Annotated in this window: 16 protein-coding genes; 14 read left to right on the top strand and 2 right to left on the bottom strand. The window is 49.7% G+C overall.

The genetic code is table 11. From position 1 onward, the window contains the following. Positions 1 to 605: 605 nt before the first annotated feature. The 4 genes from ACFQI7_RS08730 to ACFQI7_RS08715 all read left to right on the top strand — a co-directional run bounded on the left by ACFQI7_RS08730 (position 606) and on the right by ACFQI7_RS08715 (position 8,220). Complete coding sequence (locus ACFQI7_RS08730; RefSeq protein WP_218098893.1) at positions 606 to 3,596, top strand: fibronectin type III domain-containing protein; 2,991 nt, start codon at positions 606 to 608, stop codon at positions 3,594 to 3,596. A gap of 200 nt (positions 3,597 to 3,796) precedes the next feature. Beyond that, positions 3,797 to 5,233 carry a sulfatase family protein gene (locus ACFQI7_RS08725; RefSeq protein WP_218098892.1) on the top strand — a complete coding sequence of 479 codons (1,437 nt, stop codon included), beginning with the start codon at positions 3,797 to 3,799 and terminating at the stop codon, positions 5,231 to 5,233. A 104-nt stretch (positions 5,234 to 5,337) separates the two neighbouring features. After that, positions 5,338 to 6,633, top strand: coding sequence for an ABC transporter substrate-binding protein (locus ACFQI7_RS08720; RefSeq protein ID WP_218098891.1), 1,296 nt, complete (start codon positions 5,338 to 5,340; stop codon positions 6,631 to 6,633). Between the two features lie 192 nt (positions 6,634 to 6,825). Further along, entirely contained in the window at positions 6,826 to 8,220 is a 1,395-nt protein-coding gene (locus tag ACFQI7_RS08715; RefSeq protein ID WP_218098890.1) for a sulfatase, read from the top strand. Positions 8,221 to 8,318: 98 nt separating this feature from the next. On the opposite strand, the gene ACFQI7_RS08710 is transcribed toward ACFQI7_RS08715, so the two are convergent. After that, positions 8,319 to 8,498, bottom strand: a complete 180-nt coding sequence (locus tag ACFQI7_RS08710) for a hypothetical protein (protein ID WP_218098889.1) — start codon at positions 8,496 to 8,498, stop codon at positions 8,319 to 8,321. 270 nt (positions 8,499 to 8,768) lie between these two features. Here ACFQI7_RS08710 and ACFQI7_RS08705 point away from each other — a divergent pair, with 270 nt between their 5' ends. The 3 genes from ACFQI7_RS08705 (at position 8,769) to ACFQI7_RS08695 (ending at position 10,876) form a co-directional block, all read left to right on the top strand. Then, entirely contained in the window at positions 8,769 to 9,356 is a 588-nt protein-coding gene (locus ACFQI7_RS08705) for a VOC family protein (RefSeq protein ID WP_218098888.1), read from the top strand. Between the two features lie 368 nt (positions 9,357 to 9,724). Continuing rightward, positions 9,725 to 10,147: a hypothetical protein gene (locus ACFQI7_RS08700; RefSeq protein ID WP_218098887.1), complete on the top strand. Its 423-nt coding sequence runs from the start codon at positions 9,725 to 9,727 to the stop codon at positions 10,145 to 10,147. A gap of 153 nt (positions 10,148 to 10,300) precedes the next feature. Beyond that, on the top strand, positions 10,301 to 10,876 hold the full coding sequence (locus tag ACFQI7_RS08695; RefSeq protein ID WP_218098886.1) for a dihydrofolate reductase family protein: 576 nt from the start codon (positions 10,301 to 10,303) through the stop codon (positions 10,874 to 10,876). Between the two features lie 103 nt (positions 10,877 to 10,979). On the opposite strand, the gene ACFQI7_RS08690 is transcribed toward ACFQI7_RS08695, so the two are convergent. Then, a complete protein-coding gene (locus ACFQI7_RS08690; RefSeq protein WP_218098885.1) occupies positions 10,980 to 11,963 on the bottom strand; it encodes an aldo/keto reductase in 984 nt (327 codons plus the stop codon). A gap of 261 nt (positions 11,964 to 12,224) precedes the next feature. On the opposite strand from ACFQI7_RS08690, the gene ACFQI7_RS08685 reads away from it, so the two are divergent. The 7 genes from ACFQI7_RS08685 (at position 12,225) to ACFQI7_RS08655 (ending at position 20,697) form a co-directional block, all read left to right on the top strand. After that, positions 12,225 to 13,280, top strand: coding sequence for a tartrate dehydrogenase (locus tag ACFQI7_RS08685; RefSeq protein ID WP_218098884.1), 1,056 nt, complete (start codon positions 12,225 to 12,227; stop codon positions 13,278 to 13,280). 151 nt (positions 13,281 to 13,431) lie between these two features. Further along, complete coding sequence (locus ACFQI7_RS08680) at positions 13,432 to 14,439, top strand: LacI family DNA-binding transcriptional regulator (RefSeq protein WP_218098883.1); 1,008 nt, start codon at positions 13,432 to 13,434, stop codon at positions 14,437 to 14,439. A 139-nt stretch (positions 14,440 to 14,578) separates the two neighbouring features. Then, positions 14,579 to 15,616, top strand: a complete 1,038-nt coding sequence (locus ACFQI7_RS08675) for a sugar phosphate isomerase/epimerase family protein (protein WP_218098882.1) — start codon at positions 14,579 to 14,581, stop codon at positions 15,614 to 15,616. A 149-nt stretch (positions 15,617 to 15,765) separates the two neighbouring features. Beyond that, positions 15,766 to 17,448 carry a TIM barrel protein gene (locus ACFQI7_RS08670; RefSeq protein ID WP_218098881.1) on the top strand — a complete coding sequence of 561 codons (1,683 nt, stop codon included), beginning with the start codon at positions 15,766 to 15,768 and terminating at the stop codon, positions 17,446 to 17,448. A gap of 37 nt (positions 17,449 to 17,485) precedes the next feature. Further along, complete coding sequence (locus ACFQI7_RS08665) at positions 17,486 to 18,214, top strand: SDR family oxidoreductase (RefSeq protein WP_218098880.1); 729 nt, start codon at positions 17,486 to 17,488, stop codon at positions 18,212 to 18,214. A gap of 39 nt (positions 18,215 to 18,253) precedes the next feature. Continuing rightward, a complete protein-coding gene (locus ACFQI7_RS08660) occupies positions 18,254 to 19,330 on the top strand; it encodes a Gfo/Idh/MocA family protein (protein ID WP_218098879.1) in 1,077 nt (358 codons plus the stop codon). 77 nt (positions 19,331 to 19,407) lie between these two features. Further along, positions 19,408 to 20,697: an ABC transporter substrate-binding protein gene (locus ACFQI7_RS08655; protein ID WP_218098878.1), complete on the top strand. Its 1,290-nt coding sequence runs from the start codon at positions 19,408 to 19,410 to the stop codon at positions 20,695 to 20,697. The last annotated feature ends 453 nt before the right edge of the window (positions 20,698 to 21,150 follow it).

The following is a 21,150-nucleotide window of genomic DNA, read 5'->3' as shown; positions in this document are numbered from 1 at the left end:
GGAAGCTTCTGCCGCTAAAGTAACGATTATTCATGAGACTGGGAAGAACCTGCGATATTCGATTTTCGCCAGGTTCTTCTTTTTTTACGCCGCAAAGTTAAAGTTCGCTTAAGAGTAAAAGCAACGAGAACTTTCTGCACGCAAGAACATTCATGTTTTTCCATCATACCTCCTGCATGATAGTTTGGGGCTTTATCATCACCAACACACTCCAATACTGATTCTGGCCAAATGTGTACAGTAAAGGCAGTTCTATAGCGTTCTAGCGTTCATTCGTGCATCTCAAACTTCACAGAAAAAGCCTCCGTTAAAGAATCGAACAAGCCCATAGCTATGCTGTACAGCACCTCCGGGGAACTTACTTGCATTAATCGATATAGAGAAATTAGTAATCGGAATTGTTATATCTTTCGATCGGGCAAGGTGGTACATTGATAAACAAATCTTGGCAGGGAGGTATTGTAAGCGGTAATAATAAGCGGACTCTAGCGGTCGGTTCATACATCGGCTCAACGGGAGCATGTCAGTCATGTTTAGGCGAATATGCCGCAAAGCCCGGCGGGAGCGCCGAGAAACTGTACGAAAATGACGGAGGTGTCACAGTAATGGACAAACGGAGCTTTTTTTCCTTTCGCATATTTCTGGCAAGGAGCAAGCTCGTATTTTATGTGTGCCTGACGGCAAGTCTCGTTGCCATAACGATGCCGACTGCGAGGGAACAGGTCGCCGATGCGGCAGGTTGCACGACGGCTCCCTGTGCCGTAACGATTAATGTCAATACGGGCAGCGAGGACCATTATGCATATGGCTACCGGGGGTTGAACAACGAGTTTCAGAAAGGAATTGTCGAATTTACCGACCAGAACGTCATTGATTGGACCAAGGCGCTTGATCTCGGCTGGATCCGTTGGCCGGGCGGCACGAACGTGAACTTTTTCAACTGGAAGACAGGTTTGACGGATACGGAATATTTGGCGCAATATTACCAGCACAACGAGCATGCCGAAGCGAACTACTACAAGTATATGGACTTCTATAAAATGCAGCGGTCTACGCAAATTCCGGAAAGGCTATCCGATTTCAAGGACTTTCTCCAAAAGGTAGGCGCGCGGACGGCCATAGCGATCAATCCGGCGATGGACCCGGTCAGCAAGGTATACGATTTGGCCAAGTTCGTCAAGGACAACAACATCCCGGTCCTTTACTGGGAGCTCGGCAACGAGCCGTTCTTCTACCAGAGCGACCCGAAAATATATGCGAACACCCCCGATTATTTGGCGAAAATGAAGCCTTATCGCGATACGATCAAGGATGTGCTGCCCGACGCTAAAGTACTCATCTCCTACCATAACACACCGGACTCCAATTGGAACAATGCGATCTACAACTATTCGAATCCATATTGGGACGGCATTAACTTCCATCGCTACAAGGGAGGCGTTGCAACTGATTTGAAGGACACCAATGAAGCGATTGCCACCCACGTTTCGGTTATTAATAATGGGTACATTGCCAGAATGCAAAATACGAGTCAACCGGCGTTTATCCCCGAGAACGGGGTCGATCTCGGTGGAAAAGTCGGCGAAACGGCCTACCACGGCATCTACAATGCAGAGACACTGCTGCGTACGCTGCTGCAGCGGTACGGGACGAACACGAGCTCCAATATTAAGTACATGGGCGGATTCCGGTTGTTTAACGGATACCTGCAGCCTGCCAACCGGTATATGAACGCGTCAATAGACCTATATCAGCGGGGGCAGAAGGCGGACGCGACCGGCTACGATTTCGACTTCTATTTCGCCGCTCCTGCCGTGTATACGCATATCATGGATTTGGCGGTGAACAACAGCTCGTCCTATTGGGGTACAACCGTTACGGGCGGGGCTGATGTAGACCGGCTGAACAGCGCCGCGATGCCGGCGATCTATGCGCAGGCGTTCCGCGGAAGCTACGGCAACAAGAACTATCTTGTCATTACGAACAAGTCGGACAAGGCTCATACGGCTGCTGTGCAACTGAATGGGACTCCTTACGGCGGTACGTTCACCAAGGTATACGCGGCGGCGCCGAACGGCAATCCGCTTGCCCGAAATTCTGCTGCGGCTCCGCAATTGGTGCAGGAGCAAACGGCGAGCGGCGCAGCCAATCCGATATCGATTCCGGCGTACGCGATCGTGCGTCTGGAATGGTCGCCGGCGAGCCCGCAAGCGGACAAGATGCCGCAAGAGCCGTGGATTACGCATGCTGACGCTGTGACAACTGGCGCAGCGAGCCTGAAATGGCTTCCGGCCGACGGAGCGAATTCTTACACGATCAAGTACGGCACGTCTCCGTCAAGCTTGACGAATATGATTCCGGAAATTTCCTCCTGTATATCTTCCTACGTGGTAACGGGCTTGTCGGCCAATACGACCTTTTACTTCAAAGTTGAGGCAGTTGGAACGAGCGGCACGACCGCTTCGGCAAACGTTCTGAGCTTGACGACGGCCGTGCCGGCGACTCCGCTGCTGCGTTCCGCTTACGTCGAAAGAAGCGGCGCCGTAGGTGTGGAGTGGCAGTCCGTTCCGGGAGCGACCGGATACAAGGTCCGCTACAAGCTGGACGGCGGAAGCTGCGGCTCGCCGATCGATGTCGACAACGCTGTAGGCACACTGGTTGAAGGATTAAATAACGGGCAAAAATATTGGTTCCAGGTTGCCGCTTACAACGCGTATGGAACGAGCGCGTACTCTGCGGAGGATCCCGCCTATCCGAACACGAACAATCCGTTCGCTCCGCATGACGTCAAAGTATCGGCCAAGACAGCTACGACCGCTACGTTAACATGGGAGCCTTCCTACGACGAAACGTTCATGGGCTTCTTCGAGGATGGAGACGGAACGTCGAGCGGATGGACGGTGCAGGCCGGATCGGCTTACACCGCCGTCAACCATCCTGATACGTCGAGAGCGACGAAGGTGTACAAGGCGACCGCGAGCGGCCAGCAAATCGTGACGCGCGGATCGGCTTCGTGGGACGACTACGAGATCGAAGCGAATATCGACGTCACGAGCTATGATAGTTCGGGAAAAGTCGGCGTAATTGGCCGGTTCCAGGACATTAACAATTACTATTATTTTACGTATGATAACAGCACCACATCGTTCCGGCTGGCCAAATATGTGAACGGCACGACCGTCCTGATCGCATCCAAGACGCTGACCGAGCTGTCGGCGCAGGGCGTCAAACCGAATGTGGCCGACATGAATGTGAGGCTCGTTTTGGAAGGAACTAGGCTTAAGGCGATGGTCAACGACAAATTGATCATCGATGTGACAGACAGCTCGATCGGGTCCGGCGAGGCCGGGCTGTGGGCGAACCAGGACACTTATTTCGACGAGGTCATCATCCGGGTACCGAACGCAACGAGCTTCAAGGTGTACAGAAGCACCCAGCCCGATACCGGGTATACCCAGGTGGCCAATAATGTGACCGGCACATCGTGGACGGATACCAATCTTCAATCGGGCGTCACCTATTATTACAAACTGAAAGGGGAGAACGGCAGCGGAGATGCGAGCGTAGGCTTTTCGAATATAGCTCCCAAGCCATAACCGGGAGCCCGCCTTTGAAGGAAGGGCTTGTCTCTGCAGATTGGATGTCCGGGGGCAAGCCCTTCCTTCGGTTCATTGTCAAGCGTTAATCCGTTAATCGAAAATGAAACATATGTAATCGATTGGGTTATATAATGCCGGACGAATCAATGATATAGTTTGACACATAATCGTTTACAACATTTATGGAGGTACATTGCATGAGCGACAAACCAAATATACTATGGATTTGCACCGACCAGCAGCGGTTCGATTCACTTGGCTGCTACGGCAACCGATACGTTAACACGCCGAATATCGACAGGCTTGCTTCAAACGGCGTGTTGTTTGAAAGCGCATACAGTCAATCGACGGTTTGCGCGCCGAGCAGGGGAAGCTTCCTGACCGGCCGTTATCCGCGCACGGTCCGGCTGCGCAAGAACGGGCAGAACATTCCGGACAGCGAGGTGCTCGTGACCAAGCTGCTGCACGATGCAGGCTACACGTGCGGACTGTCCGGCAAGCTGCATCTGTCCGCCTGCTTCCCGAGGGTATCTCACGGAACTGAGCGCAGAATCGACGACGGATACGATATGTTCCATTGGTCTCACCATCCGAAGGATGATTGGGCGACGAACGAATACAGCCAGTGGCTGCGGGCCAAGGGCAAGAAGTTTGCCGCACGGCCGGTGGAAGGCTGCGAATATGTGGCGTACGGTCCGGACGCGGAGGATCATCAAGCGGCCTGGTGCGCGGAGAAAGCGATCGATTTCATCAAAGCCCACGAGGGGAAGCAGCAGCCGTGGGTGTTCTCGGTCAACATCTTTGCTCCTCACCATCCGTTCGATCCGCCGGAAAGCTACCTGAAGCGGTATCTGGACATGCTTGACGAGCTGCCGCTGCCGAACTATTACGAGGGCGAGCCGGAGTCGAAAACGAGCGGCCAGAGAAGAGACCATCAAGGTGCTTACGCCAATCCGAAGCTGTACCCGTTCAACAAAATGGCCGATTCCGATCACCGGTATTTGACGGCGGCATACTACGCGATGGTCGAATTGATCGACGACCAGGTCGGCCGTATGCTCGAGGCGCTGGAGCGTACCGGACAGCTGGACAATACGATCGTCGTGTTCATGTCGGACCACGGAGAGCTGCTCGGCGATCACGGCGTCTATTTGAAGGGGGCGCATTTCTATGAGCCTTCCGTACACGTGCCGCTGATCGTTTCGTGGCCTGCCGTCGTCAAGCAGCCTGTTCGCCTGTCCACTTTCGTCGAACTTGTCGATCTTGCTCCGACGTTCCTGGAGGCAGCCGGTATCGAGCGTTCCCCCGGCATGCAAGGGAAATCTCTGATGAAGCTGCTCAACGGCGAGACGGCGGAGCATCGCAGCGACGTGTATTGTGAAGCTTACGAAAGCAACAGGAAGCCGTACGGCATGGAGTACGCGATGATGGTACGAGACCGTACGCATAAGCTTGTAGTGTATCATACGCGTCAGGACGGCGAGCTTTACGATCTGGAGGCGGATCCGGGGGAAAGCCGGAATTTGTGGAGCTCGTCCGAGCATGCGATCGTCAAGCTTCGGATGATGGAGCTGCTTTGCCATCGTATGGCGGAGACGATCGATCCGCTGCCCGAGAAGATTGCGCCGTGGTGAGGGGAACACAATGATTTCCGATCATGAACGTGCGCTCATAGCTCTACTGGATATGCGGCTCCAACCATTTTCCATATACAAATATGAAACCGGGGGGAACACAGATGTTGAGAGAGAAATCCAAGGTACTAATGGCGTCTGCAATCGCAATGAGCTTGGCATTGACGGGCTGCAGCGGAGGAGAGTCGGAGCAGCCGGAGCCCGGCGCCAATGCCGTGCTGGACCAGACGCCGGTAACGCTTACGATGGCGACGCTCGGTTCGGGCATATCGGACGAGGAATTCAAAACGATGATCGCCGACCCGGTCAAGGCGAAATATCCGTTCATTACGGTCGAATATCGCAAATACCAGCAAGGGGAAAATTTCGAAAGCATGATCACGGCGGGGTTCATCCCGGATATGATCTATTCGGGCATACTCGACGTGCCGGTGCTGCAAAAGCTGGATATGCAGCTTGATTTGAACCCGTTGATCAAAAAGTACGATGTCAACCTGAACGATTTCGAATCGTCCACCATCGAGATGATCAAGCGTTACGGGGACAAAGGCCAAATTTACTCGATGCCGTTCTCTCTCGGCTTCCCGATTCTGCTCTATAACAAGGATATATTCGATCGCTTCGGCATCGCTTATCCGAAGGACGGCATGACGTGGCCGGAGACGATCGAGCTGGCGCGCAAGGTGACGAAGACGGTGGATGGCATCTCGTACAAAGGCATCGGCGCGATGGTTGCGTCGCGGCTTTCGTTGACGATGCTGCAGGAGAAGTACGATGCATCCGGCAAGGCGAAGCTGACGACCGAAAGCTGGAAGCAGGCGATGGATATTTACAGGCAGCTGCGCATGATTCCGGGCAACGAAGGCAACCCGTCCGAAAAGATGTTCCGCGACAACAAGAATGTAGCCATGATGGCAACCTTTAACGGCGGGCTGGGGCTTCTGGAAGAAAATTATAAAGCCGGCGACGTGTTTAATTGGGATATGGTCACCTTCCCTTCGATGCCGGGCAAACCGCTTGAGGTGGACACGCCGCTGCAAATTATGACAATCTCCGCTCAAAGCAAATATTCGGACCAGGCATTCCTTGCGCTGAAAGCGATTACGAGCAAGGAGAACCAGATGGCGATGTCCAAGGCAGCCCGTCCGGCTGTATTGAAGGATGACGCGATCAAGAAGGCGTTCGGTCAAGACTATGCATCGCTGAAGGGCAAAAATATTGCCGCGCCGTTCAAACACAAGCATCAGCCGATCAATCGCGGCAACGTATACGACAACCTCGTTAACCCGGAAATTAACAAGGCGGCCGACGAAATTGTGAAGGGTGAGAAGGATATCAATACGGCGCTTAGGGAAGCAGAGGAGCGCGCGAACAAGTCGATTGCGTCTTACAGCAAATAATAAAAACCTATAAAGAGTTTCCTTCGGTTGAAAGATTGGGAGGAACAGCATTTTTTTCGACTGGATGAGGTGAATATAAAAACGTTCCTTCCGGATGTGGGAGGAACGCAATACCTATTTTTATTATTAAATAGTAATATGTTGGAGCTTGAAGCACCATATTCAACTAAACAAGCGGAGGGAACAGAAGTCATGAGTCAGAATAAGCCGAACGTCATCTTTATTTTGGTGGATGATTTAGGATGGGGAGAGCTGGGCTGCTACGGAAACACCTTTAATGAAACACCGAATATAGACGCACTTGCCGCGGGCGGCATACGGTTCACGACAGCGTATGCGAGCTCAACCGTGTGCAGTCCGTCCAGAGCCGCGTTAATGACGGGTCAAGCTCCTCCGCGCAACGGAATTACGGACTATTTAAGACCGGATACGGAGTGGCATTTGCCGCTGAATCCGAATTCGTTCGCGGACAACGAGCTGCCGGAGGATACCGATTTCCGGTTCGATCCGAATATGGTCACACTGGCGGATATGTTCAAGCAGCAATCCTACCATACCGGGATTATTGGGAAATGGCATCTTTCCGGCTACGATCAGAATGGCGTGAAATTCGGTCCTACGAAATACGGGTTTAACGAATCCATCGTTTCCGAGCAGGTCGGAATCGGCAATGGCAGTTATTTTTGGCCGTACAAGCTGGTCGACCCTGCCATTCAGCCGCTTGACGGCAAAAAAGAGGAGTACTTGGTGGATCGGATGAACGAAGAAGCCGTCCGGTTCATTCGCCGGAATGCGGATCGTCCGTTCTTCTTGTACTTAAGTCATTATGCCGTTCATACCACTTTGGTCGGGAAAACTGAGGATGTCCGATATTTTGCGGAAAAAGCAGGCTTAAACAGCTCCGATGATCTGGCTTGGATCAAGCACCATAATCCGATCCTGGCCGCCATGCTTAAAAGCGTCGACGACGGAGTAGGCATGATTCGGAAAACGCTTGAGGAGCTTGGATTGGATCAGAATACGCTGATTATTTTTACTAGTGATAACGGAGGCGAGACGAGGGTTACAAGGAACGGTCACCTTCGCGGGGGCAAGTCGACGACCTATGAAGGCGGCTTGCGGATCCCGCTGGCGATGAGCTGGCCGCAAAGGGTGGCCAAGGGAACGGAATGCCGCGTACCAACGATTAATATGGATTTTTATCCAACCTTTGCCGAAATACTGGGCTACCAAATTCCGAAGCATCATATCGTGGACGGCGTATCGATAACTTCTCTGATGTACGGGCTGGAGGAAGGTGCCGAAATACCGGCTGATCTCGTTGATCGCTCATTTTACTGGCACTATCCACTGGAAAAACCGCATTTCCTGGGAGGACGGTCATCGGCGGCTAATCGTACAGGCGATTGGAAGATTATTTCGTTCTTCGATGATGAGAGCAAGGAGCTGTACAACCTGAGCAATGATGAAGCCGAATCTGTCAATCTGAGCCGGAGCGAGCCGGAGCTTACGCATAAGCTGGACGAGAACCTAAAGTCATGGCTTGAGAGCGTAAATGCGGAAATTCCTGCAACCCGGAAACAGTAACCGGCGGCTTAAGCTATTCTCTTGACGAGTTCGACTACGACTACTTCGGCGAGGGCCAAGGAGGCTATGATCCGCTCAACATGTATACCCAGTGTGGTTCAATCCGGACTGTGCGCAAAGGCGATTGGAAACTTGATCTTAACTCCGAGGGAAGCGGCCAGCTCTATGATCACCGGAACGATCCGCTCGAAACGGACAACCTTTACGGTCAGCCGGCGCATCGAGATAAGGAGCACGAGCTGCTGCAGGAGCTTGCCTTGTGGATGATTCGCCTTCAAGCTCCGCATCCTTACCCGGTCGGCAAGTTCGCATGAAGGTTGATCCGCGCAATTGTTGGACGCAGCCTGCCGAATAAACGAAACCTCCCTTGTGACTCGCAATCCTTGATTCGGCGAGTCATAATGGAGGTTTTTGACAAGTAAGGCTTCCGACGGATCACTGCTACTGGATAAAGATGGCTATCTTAATCTCGGGCACGTCAGTTGCTGATTGAAATAATCTAGCAATTCACAACGAAAAATAGATATTTAAAAAAGGAGAATATATATATGTTAAACAAAAAAACGAATGGTGCAGATGTGATTGGTTACTGCTGCATGAGATTTCCAGTCACAAATTTGAAAAAATCGGTGGATTTTTATTGTGATGTGTTGGGCTATGAATTGATTTCAGCAGATTATTCGTTTGGAGAGGCGCATGTTGCATTGAAAAATGGAAACGGTCCGGGTATTTTTTTGATGGAAACCAAACCGGAAGATGTCACACAATTGAAGTTTGTATTTCCTCGTTCATTCTTTATCACAAGCAGCACGGGGCACGTGACGATGGTGGAGTTATTAACGAATGATTTGCTTGCTTTGCATGAACGGATTAAACAAGCTGGAGCCCATATTGATAAAGAACCTGTATTTACTAATGATTTCGGTTATTTCACCTTTTATGATCCGGACGGGCACTATATTCGGGCGGTCGAAGAAAGAGGCGTGTATTTCGACTTGAAACAAAGAATGAGTTCAACACTTAAACGGGATCTGACTGAGCATGAGAATCAATTGCTACGGGGGCTATGTGAAAAAGCTAGTTTTGAACAGCAAAAGTTTCTCGGCTCCATCATCTCGGAAATTCGAGGTTCTTGAGCAGGAGTCGCAAAACAATCAGGCATACAATCGGAGCCGGGTGAATCCAAGAGGAAGGAACTTACGGGAATACCGGTGCGAACCTTCCGCCTCGGTTCTTAATTGTGATGTCTTTAAATGGAATCTGGCAGCAAAAAGCATTGAGTTAACGGAGAACGATAGTTGAATAATTTGAAGCAAGAGCTGCCAAACGCGGCTCTTTTTTATCGAGATTTGAAGCATTTCTTTGCCGCTGCTTCATTCTTACCAGTTTAGAGAAGCCTTTTATTTTGAAATGAACACGGCAGGGCATTAGAAGGAATTGTTAGCCAACCGGCAAATAAGTTAATTAGGCTTTATTTTTCTAACATGGATAGGAGGGGACATGTATGGAAGAAAATCAAAATGAAACGATTTTGCGGCTAGGCAACACCTTGTTAAATGATGACCAGATATCCTTCAGAGCCAGGGGACTTTTTTTGTACATGATCTTCTCTAGCAGGAAAAAGGGCTTTTCGATAGAGATGCTTTCAAAGGCGAGCAAAACGGATAGCAAACGTGCAATAGAAATGGCAATCAATGAACTTGAAACGAACGGTTACCTTGTTAAACGTCAGCTTAAACAGGGCGGGATCCGTTGGAACTGTAATTTAGAACGAAATATAAAAGTGGAGAAAAGGGTTCCGGTCACCAAAACAAAAGAAAAGCAAACTACGCAAGCGAAAAAGCCCCAAGAGAAAAGCCGTTCAAGAGGACGAGTAACCGCCAAAAAAACCAGCGCATGGCGCAGTTTTCTTAAAGAATTTTTTTAATACGGACCGTAGGAGGTCTGGATATAACTTAAACACTGATTATATAGCAATCGGTAAGAAACGTAACATATAAAACATTGCTATATTGGAATAGGATCCTGCGAGTGTACCTTCGGAATTAAATGTCATTTTAACAACGGGAGGATGAGCTTGATGCGGAAAGTAATCGCCTCTGAAATGTTATCGGTAGAAGGCTTCATGGAGGAGGAAAGGGGGCAACTGGATTGGTTCGTTCAAGATGAAGAACTGAATGACTACGCAATGAAACTGCTTGATTCGGTGGATACCATTATTTACGGCCGGATTACCTATGAAGTGATGGCCGGCTTTTGGCCGTATGCTCAAGGCAGTTTTGCGGCACGAACAAATGAATTGCAGAAATATGTAGTCACCGGGACGTTGAAAGAAACGCCTTGGGGAACATGGAATAACGCCCGTCCGCTAAGTGGAAATCTGGCGGTGGAGATTGAACGACTGAAGAAGCAACCGGGAAAAGACATGGTCATTTACGGCAGCGGCAGTATCGTCCGGAATTTGACGGAACACGAGCTCATCGATGAGTATAGACTTATCGTGAATCCGGTTTTGCTGGGGAAGGGCAAACCGCTTTTCGGGGTGTTTTCAGGCCAGATTCACTTGAAACTGAATGAGGCTAAAGTATTTCCTTCGGGCGGTATTGCATTGACCTACGTGATATCCAATTCATCCCGAAGGCTTGAAAAAGGCTAGCGAGTGGTCAACGGACGATACTTTGAATTGTGACGCATTAAGTCCCATCATCCGGGAGGACGCTCTAAAAAAAACGACGCAGAATGTTCTGCGCCGCTTTTCGTTAATTCAAGCCGCCCATAACCGGATGAGGAACATACGGCTCCTCGAGGCTGGCGATTTCTTCAGGCGTAAGCTTCAGTGAAACGGCTGAAGCTGCATCCTCAAGATGGTTTGGCTTCGTCGCGCCTATAATCGGCGCCGTGACCGGCGATTTTTGAAGCACCCAAGCTAGCGCCACCTGCGCGAGCGGAATGCCTCGGCCGGCTGCAACCTCATGGACGCGTTCCACCACTTTGCGGTCGGCTTCGGCTGTTACCGCGTAGAGACGCTTTCCGAACTCATCCGTCAGGGAACGTTCGCTCGTCTCATCCCAACTGCGGGTCAATCTTCCGCGGGCAAGTGGGCTCCATGGGATAACGGCGATCTGTTCCGCTTTGCATAACGGAAGCATTTCCCGTTCCTCTTCGCGGTAAAGGAGGTTTAAATAATTTTGCATCGATACAAATCTAGTCCATCCATTACGTTCCGAGATATGCAGCGCCTTAAGAAACTGCCAGGCATACATGGAGGAAGCGCCTATGTACCGGGCCTTCCCGGCTTTTACTACGTCATGAAGCGCCTCCATCGTTTCTTCAATCGGTGTCCGATCGTCCCAACGGTGTATCTGGTATAAATCGACATAGTCGGTTCCGAGCCTTTTCAAGCTTTTATCGATCTCACTGAGGATTGCTTTACGGGAAAGTCCTGCGCCGTTCGGACCCGGCCGCGTTCTGCCATGCACTTTGGTGGCGATGACGATCTCGTCCCGATTGGCCAAATCTTTCAATGCGCGTCCGACAATTTCTTCGCTGGTGCCGTCGGAATACACGTTGGCCGTATCGAAAAAATTAATGCCGAGTTCAAGCGCTTTTTTGATGAAGGGACGGCTCTGCTCCTCGTTCAAGGTCCAAGGGTGGGTCCCTCTTGCCGGATCGCCATAGCTCATACATCCCAAACAAAGACGCGATACGTCCATCCCCGTACGTCCCAACTTCACGTATTCCATAGCATATCTCCTTCTTTTTTTTCAGGTTATGTGGCGCTTACATCATTATACCGCGAATGGATATAACTCTGAAACCAGTAGGGGTTCGTTTCTTAGACTACCATCATCCGGCATTGTCGTTGAACGACACAAATCTGCATACATTGTAACGAACTTATTTGAGGGATCGTCTTTTATCGCGTATATTTAAAATGTATAAATCGTAAGCGGTTGCAAATCGCTGCAGCCACACAACCTACTAAATAAGGAGTGGAGTATGGCATGAAGCACTACGAAATCGCAGTTATTCCCGGTGATGGCATAGGAAAAGAGGTTGTGCCCGCCGCACTGGATGTGCTGGATGCGATTGCAGAAGTACATGGAGGGATTTCGTTCAAGTACACAAACTTTCCATGGAGCTGTGATTATTTTGAGCAGCATGGAAAAATGATGCCGGATAACGGGTTGGAGACACTGCAAAACTTTGAAGCTATATTTCTTGGTGCCGTCGGCGATCCTCAGCGTGTGCCGGATCATGTCTCGTTGTGGGGACTGTTGATTAAAATTAGGCGTGAGTTCGAACAGGTGATCAATATTCGTCCAGCTAAATATTTCCGCGGGCTCGATACTCCGCTCAAAGGCCCCAACGATTTTGATCTCTTAGTGGTCAGGGAGAATAGTGAAGGGGAGTATAGCGAAATCGGCGGACGCATACACAGAGGGGATGACGAGATCGCAATTCAAAACGCGGTGTTTACGCGAAAAGGAACGGAGCGAGCCATCCGGTATGCGTTCGAATTAGCTCAGAAACGGAGAGGTCACGTTACCAGTGCTACCAAGTCCAACGGGATCGTGTACTCCATGCCGTTCTGGGACCAAGTTTTCAAGGATGTGAGTCAAGACTATCCGGGCGTGCAAACGACATCTGTTCACATTGATGCGCTGTCAGCATTTTTTGTCAGCAAACCTCATGTGTTTGATGTGGTAGTCGCCAGTAATTTATTCGGAGATATTCTAACCGATATTGGAGCCGTTATCATGGGCAGTATCGGAGTTGCTCCGGCAGCTAATATCAACCTAAACGGCAAATATCCTTCCATGTTCGAACCGGTTCATGGCTCTGCGCCGGATATCGCCGGACAGGGCATTGCCAATCCGATCGGGCAAATCTGGACCGCGAAGATGATGCTTGACCATTTGGGTCATCAGGAGATAGGACAGCATCTCTTGAAGGTAGTGGAGGATGTGACGCAATCAGGAGTTAAGACAACAGATATTGGCGGTACGGGAACAACGAAGCAAGTAACGCACGAGATCATATGCAGATTGAAAAGGTGACGATGATTGAGCGGGCCGCTTTAAAATGCGGCTTAATGCAGCAATTCATGGAGTTGTGTTTACAAAAATGTATACCTAAAATATAATTAGCATATTATCGTTAATATTCAGGTCTTACTGCATATACTTCAATTATAAAGGGTTTGTTCGCATGAATTCCAAAAGCATTCGTCAAAAAGAAATCGCTGAAAAAACCGGGTTTTCAATTAACACGGTTTCACTGGCCCTTAAAGGAAGCCCACGTATAAGTGAGGAAACCAGATCTATCATCATGGAGTGCGCCAAACAGTTAAATTATATTCCTAATGTAGTAGCAAGATCATTGGTGCAAAAGAAGACGAATACGATAGGAATTATTTTGACGGAGCTGATGAACCCGATCCTTACGGAAACCGCTCAAGAGATTGAGCAGATTCTCAAGAAATCCGGTTACAATATGATGCTTATGATTACCAACTCCAGCCCTGAGCAAGAGGCCGAGGCACTGGATGTGCTTGTCTCTCGCCAGGTGGACGGGATTCTTATGTATCCCGTATTTACGGCCAATTTTGCTAAAATCAAATTGCTGCGGGACAACAAATTTCCGATTATCTTGCTGGCAGGCGGTGATTATGAGCTGCCAACGGATGCCGTTTACGTGAACCGGAGAGAGGGAGCATATAAAGCGGCAACTCATTTTATTCAAGCCGGACATAAGCGAATCGGCTTTTTAGGCGGCGGCAACTATAGCGATAAAGAGAAACAGAACGGCTACTTCGCTGCATTGCAGGACAACCATATCCCCTTTGATCCAAGTTTGGTAGGGAGGGTTCAAAGCGATGGATATGACGCCGGTTATGCATCCATTGAGGAGCTATACAAGAACGCTATGCCGACAGCCGTCATTTGTACAAGAGATTATATTGCGCTTGGGGCTATGCGATGGTGTCGGGAACGTGGGATAAGAATTCCCGAGGAATTATCCTTCATTGGTTTTGACGACACCGCAGCCGCCAGTTTTGCAGAAATCCCCCTTACGTCGGTTAAGTATGATGTAAAAGCCGTAACCGAGAAGGCGACAGAATTGTTGTTTCAAAGAATTGATGAAAAAGACAAGTCGGTTGCCATGTCGATACAAAAGATTTCAATTCAACCTAGGTTGGTTATCCGCCAATCCTAGGATTTTTTTGTCATACAATAATAAAATTCATATTGACACACGCTTTTATAACGATTACCATAAAATTACTGGGGCGTATTAACGTTAATACAACGTCGGTAACTTAGTACAAATGGATTATCTTAAGGAGGATTATCGAATGAACAGCCTGCAAACAAAGGGAGAAGATGATTCTGCTTCACGCGTGTACAATCAAATAAGCACAAGCCATTACCTTAGTGGAAGCAGAGAGAACTACTATACGGGTGATTTTAAGTTAGGTCTTAACTTCTACAGCTTTAGTCATAACTTGAATTCGTGGCTCAGTGGCGATCCGGAAGGCGCGCCTCCAATGGATACGCTGGATGTTATCCGATTTGCCAAAGAGGCCGGCTTCGATGCGGTGGATATAACAGCTTATTATATTCCCGGGTACCATAACCTTACGATGCCCACGAAATCAAATGAAGAAATTTATGCTTATGCCGAAAGAGTGAGAGACCTATGCTCTGAGCTCGGCATCGCGATTAGCGGTACGGGTATCAAAAACGACTTTGCCGATCCGAATGCCGAGAGGCGCGAACTGGATGTAAAACGTGCAAAGTATTGGATCGATGTCGCTAGCTTCATGGGGGCTCCCGTTATCCGTCTGTTTACAGGTGAGATACCTAAAGATATTGTGAATTCAACCTGGGAAACGATTGCAAAGGAAAGAATTGTTCCTGCGTTAAGGGAATGTGCCGAGTATGCAGCAGATAAGGGAGTCGTCATCGGCATGCAAAACCACGGAGACATGGCGTCTACGGCCGACCAGGTGATTCGATTACTGAATTGGGTCGATCATCCAAACATCGGATTAGTTAACGATACGGGATTTTTCAAGGAATTCCAAGCGCCTAACGGTATAGGCTATGACTGGTATTCGGACATCGAAGCCGTTCTGCCGTATACGGTGAACTTTCAAGTCAAGAAGAAATCGGCCGGAGCGAATACAGATGTTTTCATTGATCTTGAAGAACTGTTCACTCGAATTCGTTACAGCAACTACCGCGGCTATATCCCACTGGAGACGCTGTGGGTGGCCGGTGATGCAGACCATCCCAAAAAGCTTTCGGCTCCACCGTATGAACAAGTTCTTGATTTTCTTCTTAAGATCAAAGCAGCGATGGAAAGCACTAGGAACGTTCCAAAGAAATAACTTTTCCAACAAAAGGTCATCGTCCTAAACCAATTTTATATTAACGTTAATATTGAACTGCTTTCAATCATATCTTATTAGCGTAATCGTAAACCGCACTTGTGTGTTTGCAAAACGGAGGAGCGTTGAAAGGAGCATGAACATTGAACATGAATAGATTACAAAATAATTTAGAGGGTCATCCGTTACCGATAAGCCTCATCTTATCCCCCGAAGGTGGCGGGGTGAAAGACGCCGTCGACGCAGAGGGAACCGCCTATGATGCGATCCGGATGGTTTGCGTTATCGCGGGTACCTTGAATGCGGAAGACTGCATTTGGATTAACCGGAACTTGGTTAATCTGATCTCAATTGAAGTTACTGGTACAGCAAATTTTGAAAACGCTTTTGTACCGAACAGCGCTTTTAACGAAAATAAAATGATTCAATTCATCAAGTTCGACAAAGCAACAGGTGTTGGCCGTATGGCATTTAACGAATGCTCTGCGTTAATAAGGGTAGAGCTGCCGGAGGTAACTACTATCGACAGCCATACCTTTACGAACTGCAAAGCGCTTCAATATGCCAGCTTGCCGAAGCTGCAGTCCATGGAAAGCAGGGCGTTTTACGGGTGTGCAGGCCTCGAGTCCCTTATACTTGGGGAAGAGCCGCCCGAGCCGATCGGGAGAGGCTATTGGTTCAAGCATGTGTATACGGCAAAAATCTATGTCCCGGTAGAGGAGTCTATCCAAAAGTATAAAAGTACTTACGAATTTGCAGACTTCCGAATCAAGGTGCTCGGCGATGAAAGTGCCGACGACGACCCCGGTGAAGATCCTTTCGCCCATGTATACGAGCAGGTCGGCACCTCCCATTATTTGAAGGATCATCGTAAAGGCCCGTATTACACCGGCGATTATAAGATCGGCCTCAACCTGTACAGCTTCAGCCATAATTTGGGCGCTTGGCTGAAGGGCGGCACGAAAGGAGCGCCGCCGATCGATACGATGCAGGCGATCCGTTTTGCCAAGGAGGCCGGTTTCGATGCGGTCGATGTAACGGCGTACTATATCCCCGGTTACGACAATCATACGATGCCGACAAAATCCGACGAAGAGATTTATGCGTATGCGCGAAAGATCAGGGCACTCTGTGAAGAGCTTGACATCACCATCAGCGGAACGGGTGTTCAGAACGACTTTGCCGACCCCAACGATGCTAGACGCACGCTTGATCTTGAGCGGATTAAATATTGGATCGATGTCGCAGCCGTAATGGGAGCACCTGTGATGCGCGTATTCTCCGGTTTGGTACCGAGGGATATATTGAAATCCGATTGGGAGACAATCGCAAGAGAACGGATAGCGCCTGCTTTAAGGGGTTGTGCCGAGTATGGTGCGAAAAAAGGGGTCATGATCGGTTTGCAAAACCACGGCGATATGACCGCAACGGCAGACCAGGTGATCAGGCTTCTGGGGTGGGTGGATCACCCGAATATCGGTGTGGTAAACGACACCGGCTATTTCCGCAAGTTCCGCGAGCCGCTCGGATTAGGATATGACTGGTATTCCGACATCGAAGCCGTGCTTCCTTATACGGTAAACTTTCAAGTGAAGAAAAAGCCGGCTGGTCAGGAGACGGATATTCCGATCGATTTGGCGAAGCTGTTTACCGGAATCCGGTACAGCAGCTACCGTGGATATATTCCGATTGAGCTGCTGTGGGTAAACGGGGAGATGAGGCATCCCAAAGATCTTTCCGAGCCGCCTTATGAAGAAATTCGTTATTTTCTATCTCTGGTTAAAGCGGCTGCGGAATATTCGAAAAAAACGGGGCCAGCGATAGTCAGATAAGTGCCGGGATCATAATAAGAAGGGGAGATGCTGCATAATGGAGTTGAATGGAACAGTAGCCGTTGTCACAGGGGCGAGTTCCGGTATCGGACTGGCGGCCATGAGGGCTTTGCTGGGCAAGGGCGCTTATGTTGCAGCTTTGGCTAGAGACGCTGATCGACTGAGTCATGCAATTGAATCGCTTCCCCCGGAGCTGAAACGCAACGTAACTGGAATCCCCGCTGATGTGAGGAATGAATCTGCGGTACGGTTTGCCATGGACGAGGCGGTGTCGGTATACGGCAAAATCGATATCCTGCTGAATGCAGCCGGCGTCAGCATGCGCGAGAAGCAATTGGTGCAAGAAATTGATCTTGCCGAATGGAATCGGATCATGGAGACGAATTTGACGGGGACGTTTCTGATGTGCCGCGAGGCTCTTCTCCGGATGTCGGAGCGCAATTCCGGGTACATCATCAATATATTATCGACGGCGGCTTTTCAAGCTTCTGGAGGAGACAGCATCTATTCGGCCTCCAAATACGGCGCAAGGGCTTTAACGGAGGCGATGATCTCGGCCAACCGCCATACGGGCATCCGCGTCACATCCATCAGTCCGGGGGCGGTCGATACCAACATATGGTCTCATAAAACAAAGCCAGTCTCCGCGGAGAAAAAAGCAACGATGCTAAAAGCGGAACATATCGCGGATATCGTTTTGTTCCTAATATCGAGGCCTCCTTCCGTTCATATTGAAAACATTACGGTTACTCCTTGGAACAGATAAGGCTGGAAAAGAAATTGGAAAAATGCAGGAGGAATGGAAATGGGCAAGCAGCATTATGGGTTTGCAATTATTGGCGCAGGCGTGATCGGTAAATCGCATGCCGAGCGATTGCAAAGCGTAGCCAAAGGAAAGCTGGTCGCCGTTTGCGACAAAAACGAACAAAGCGGACGGCAGCTGGCGGGCCAATTCGGCTGCGACTGGTCCGGCGACATACACGAAGTATTGGAACGCGAGGACGTGGACATCGTCAACATTTGTTTGCCGAGCGGTATGCATGCGGAATATACCGTTTTGGCTGCCCGGGCAGGCAAGCATGTCATTACGGAAAAGCCGATCGACATTACTGCGGCCAACGCTTTGAAGATGATTGAAGAATGCCGAAAGGCGGGCGTGAAACTGGCCGTCATCTCGCAGCATCGCTTGCAGTCCTCGACGCAGCGAGTAAAGAAAGCGATGGAAGACGGCAAATTCGGCAGGCTGATTATTGGAGCGGGTGCGATCCATTGGTACCGTTCGCAGGAATATTACGACAGTGGGGCCTGGCGCGGAACTTGGGCCTTTGACGGGGGCGGAGCCTTGATGAACCAGGGCGTGCATACCGTCGACGTTCTGCAATATTTGATGGGACCGGTGGAAAGCGTCTATGCCCACTGCGAGACGCTCGGACATGAACGGATCGAAGTGGAGGACGCGGCCGTCGTGACATTGCGGTTTCGCAGCGGAGCGGTAGGGACGCTCGTTGCGACCACTTGCGCCTACCCGGGACTGACGGCGAGAATCGAAATTTTCGGAAAAAGTGGAAGCGCTATCATTGAAGGGGACGAACTCGTATACACCAAGTTTGAATCGGATGAGGAACACCAAACGAATGAGAACGGCCCGGCTTTCAAAGCGGCGAACGGCAACGGATCGACAGCTGCCGACCCGACCGCAATTAATGGGGAAGGCCACATCCTGCAGATGAACGATATGATCGCCGCCATTGAAGAAAACCGTGAACCGATTATCAACGGGGAGGAAGGATTCAAGCCGCTCGAAATTATTTTAGCTGTGTATGAATCGGCACGTACAGGCCGTGCGGTCACGATCGGAGACCGAAGCGCATCGGCGGTTTAACCGAGCACACGGAATATGTACATCACGACAGCATAAGCCGAGTTTGATTCTTATGAAAGAAGATGGGGGGATCGAACATGAATGGAAAGCGCTTACTTATAGGATTTAACATATTGCTTGCCTTTGGAATGGTTGCCGGCTGCAGCAAAGATTCGGGTCAACAAGAGCAAGGCAAGACCGAATCGAACGACCCGGTCACTCTGTTGATTTATCTGCAAGCCGCCGTTAGCGATGAAGATTTCAAGCTATTGTTTACCGATCCGGTCAAGAAAAAGTATCCGCATATTACGCTGGAGATTCTTCGCCCGAAAACCGGCACGAGGCTTGAAGATTTGATTACGGCAGGCACCATTCCGGATATGGTTGCGGCAACCAACCAGGATATCATGGGTTTGATCAGCAAGGACATGATCTCCGATATAACGCCGCTGGTGCAAAAGCACAAATTGGATGTGAATCGTTTCGAGCAAGCAGCCCTCGATTCGGTGAAGTCAAGCAAGGGCGAACTGTGGGCAATCCCGTATGCAATGGAGTTCATGACAATGTATTACAATAAAGACCTGTTCGATAAATTCGGTATGAGTTATCCGAAGGACGGCATGAACTGGGATGAGACCATTGAGCTAGGGAAAAAACTGATCAAGAACGAAGACGGCACTCCATACCGCGGATTGGAAGTCATCAACAGCAATTTGATGACCTATCCGCTTGCACTGACCTATGTGGACGGAAAAACAAACAAAGCCAGCATCAACAATGACCAGTGGAGGACCGTATTCGAGCTGACCAAACGCATCCAGACGCTTCCAGGGAACGAGCCTCCGACACCGGAAAGCAGCACTTCAGCGGTAGCCGGATTATTCACGAAGGAGCGAAACATCGCCATGGTCGTCGGCCCGAATATGATGAAATATTTCGGCGATTCCGCCGTCGGGCTCACCTGGGATATCGCCCAATACCCGAGCTACAAGGAAAAGCCGAATATATCCGGTAAAGTGGACTCGCATAATCTGACAATTGTCAAAACAAGCAAGCATCAGGACGATGCAATGAGAGTGATCGAGGTCGTGACCTCCGACGAAGTGCAGCTGTTGAACGCGAAAAAAACATCGCGTATCTCCCCTCTGAAAAATCCGGAGATGCAGAAGCAATACGGCGCGGATTTGCCATTCCTTAAAGGGAAAAACATCCAGGCCATTTTCAAAAGCAAGGTCGTTGCGCCTCCGGTGTACTCGTTATACGAAAGCGACGGCAAAAAGATCGGGCAGCAGAAGTACAAGGATTACTTGTCGGGAGCGATTGACGTCAATACCGCTTTGCGGCAGGCGGAGGATGAAATGAATAAGATGCTGCTGAGCAAGCAATAAAACGCCCGAATACGGATGCGGTTGCGAATGCGTTGTACATGTTTGCCGCATATTGGTCATTCTGAAACAATGAGTACGGTGGTAGACGGCAGACAAGAGATGATTCCTGCATTCAACAGGGGTCATCCTCCTGCTTTGCCAGCCAGACCAGATGCAAAGCTTAAGGATATACCAATTGGTGCGGTTGGCGCATTGGGCGCATCATCGACCCGTTTGGCCACCATTGGGAGTTCGGCAGGCTGCTATGAACCGCATCTATGTGTATGAGCGAGCAATGGCGGGTATTCCGCCGCAAGCTGCCGTATTTAAGCCGTAAAACATTTCATGAAATGCCGCATAAATAGCGGCATTTTTAGTGCCGTTGCATTCAGAAATGAAGCGCAACAGGAAAGCAAAAAATCGAATCTTGATCGTAAATTTACACATGTCCCCAAACCTATTTATCCCATATAA

Origin of the sequence: Paenibacillus allorhizosphaerae, assembly GCF_042659105.1 — a bacterium.
GTDB classification, from domain to species: Bacteria; Bacillota; Bacilli; order Paenibacillales; family NBRC-103111; genus Paenibacillus_G; species Paenibacillus_G allorhizosphaerae.
The sequence above is the reverse complement of the archived record's forward strand: the minus strand, read 5'-3'. Positions and strand labels throughout refer to the sequence as shown.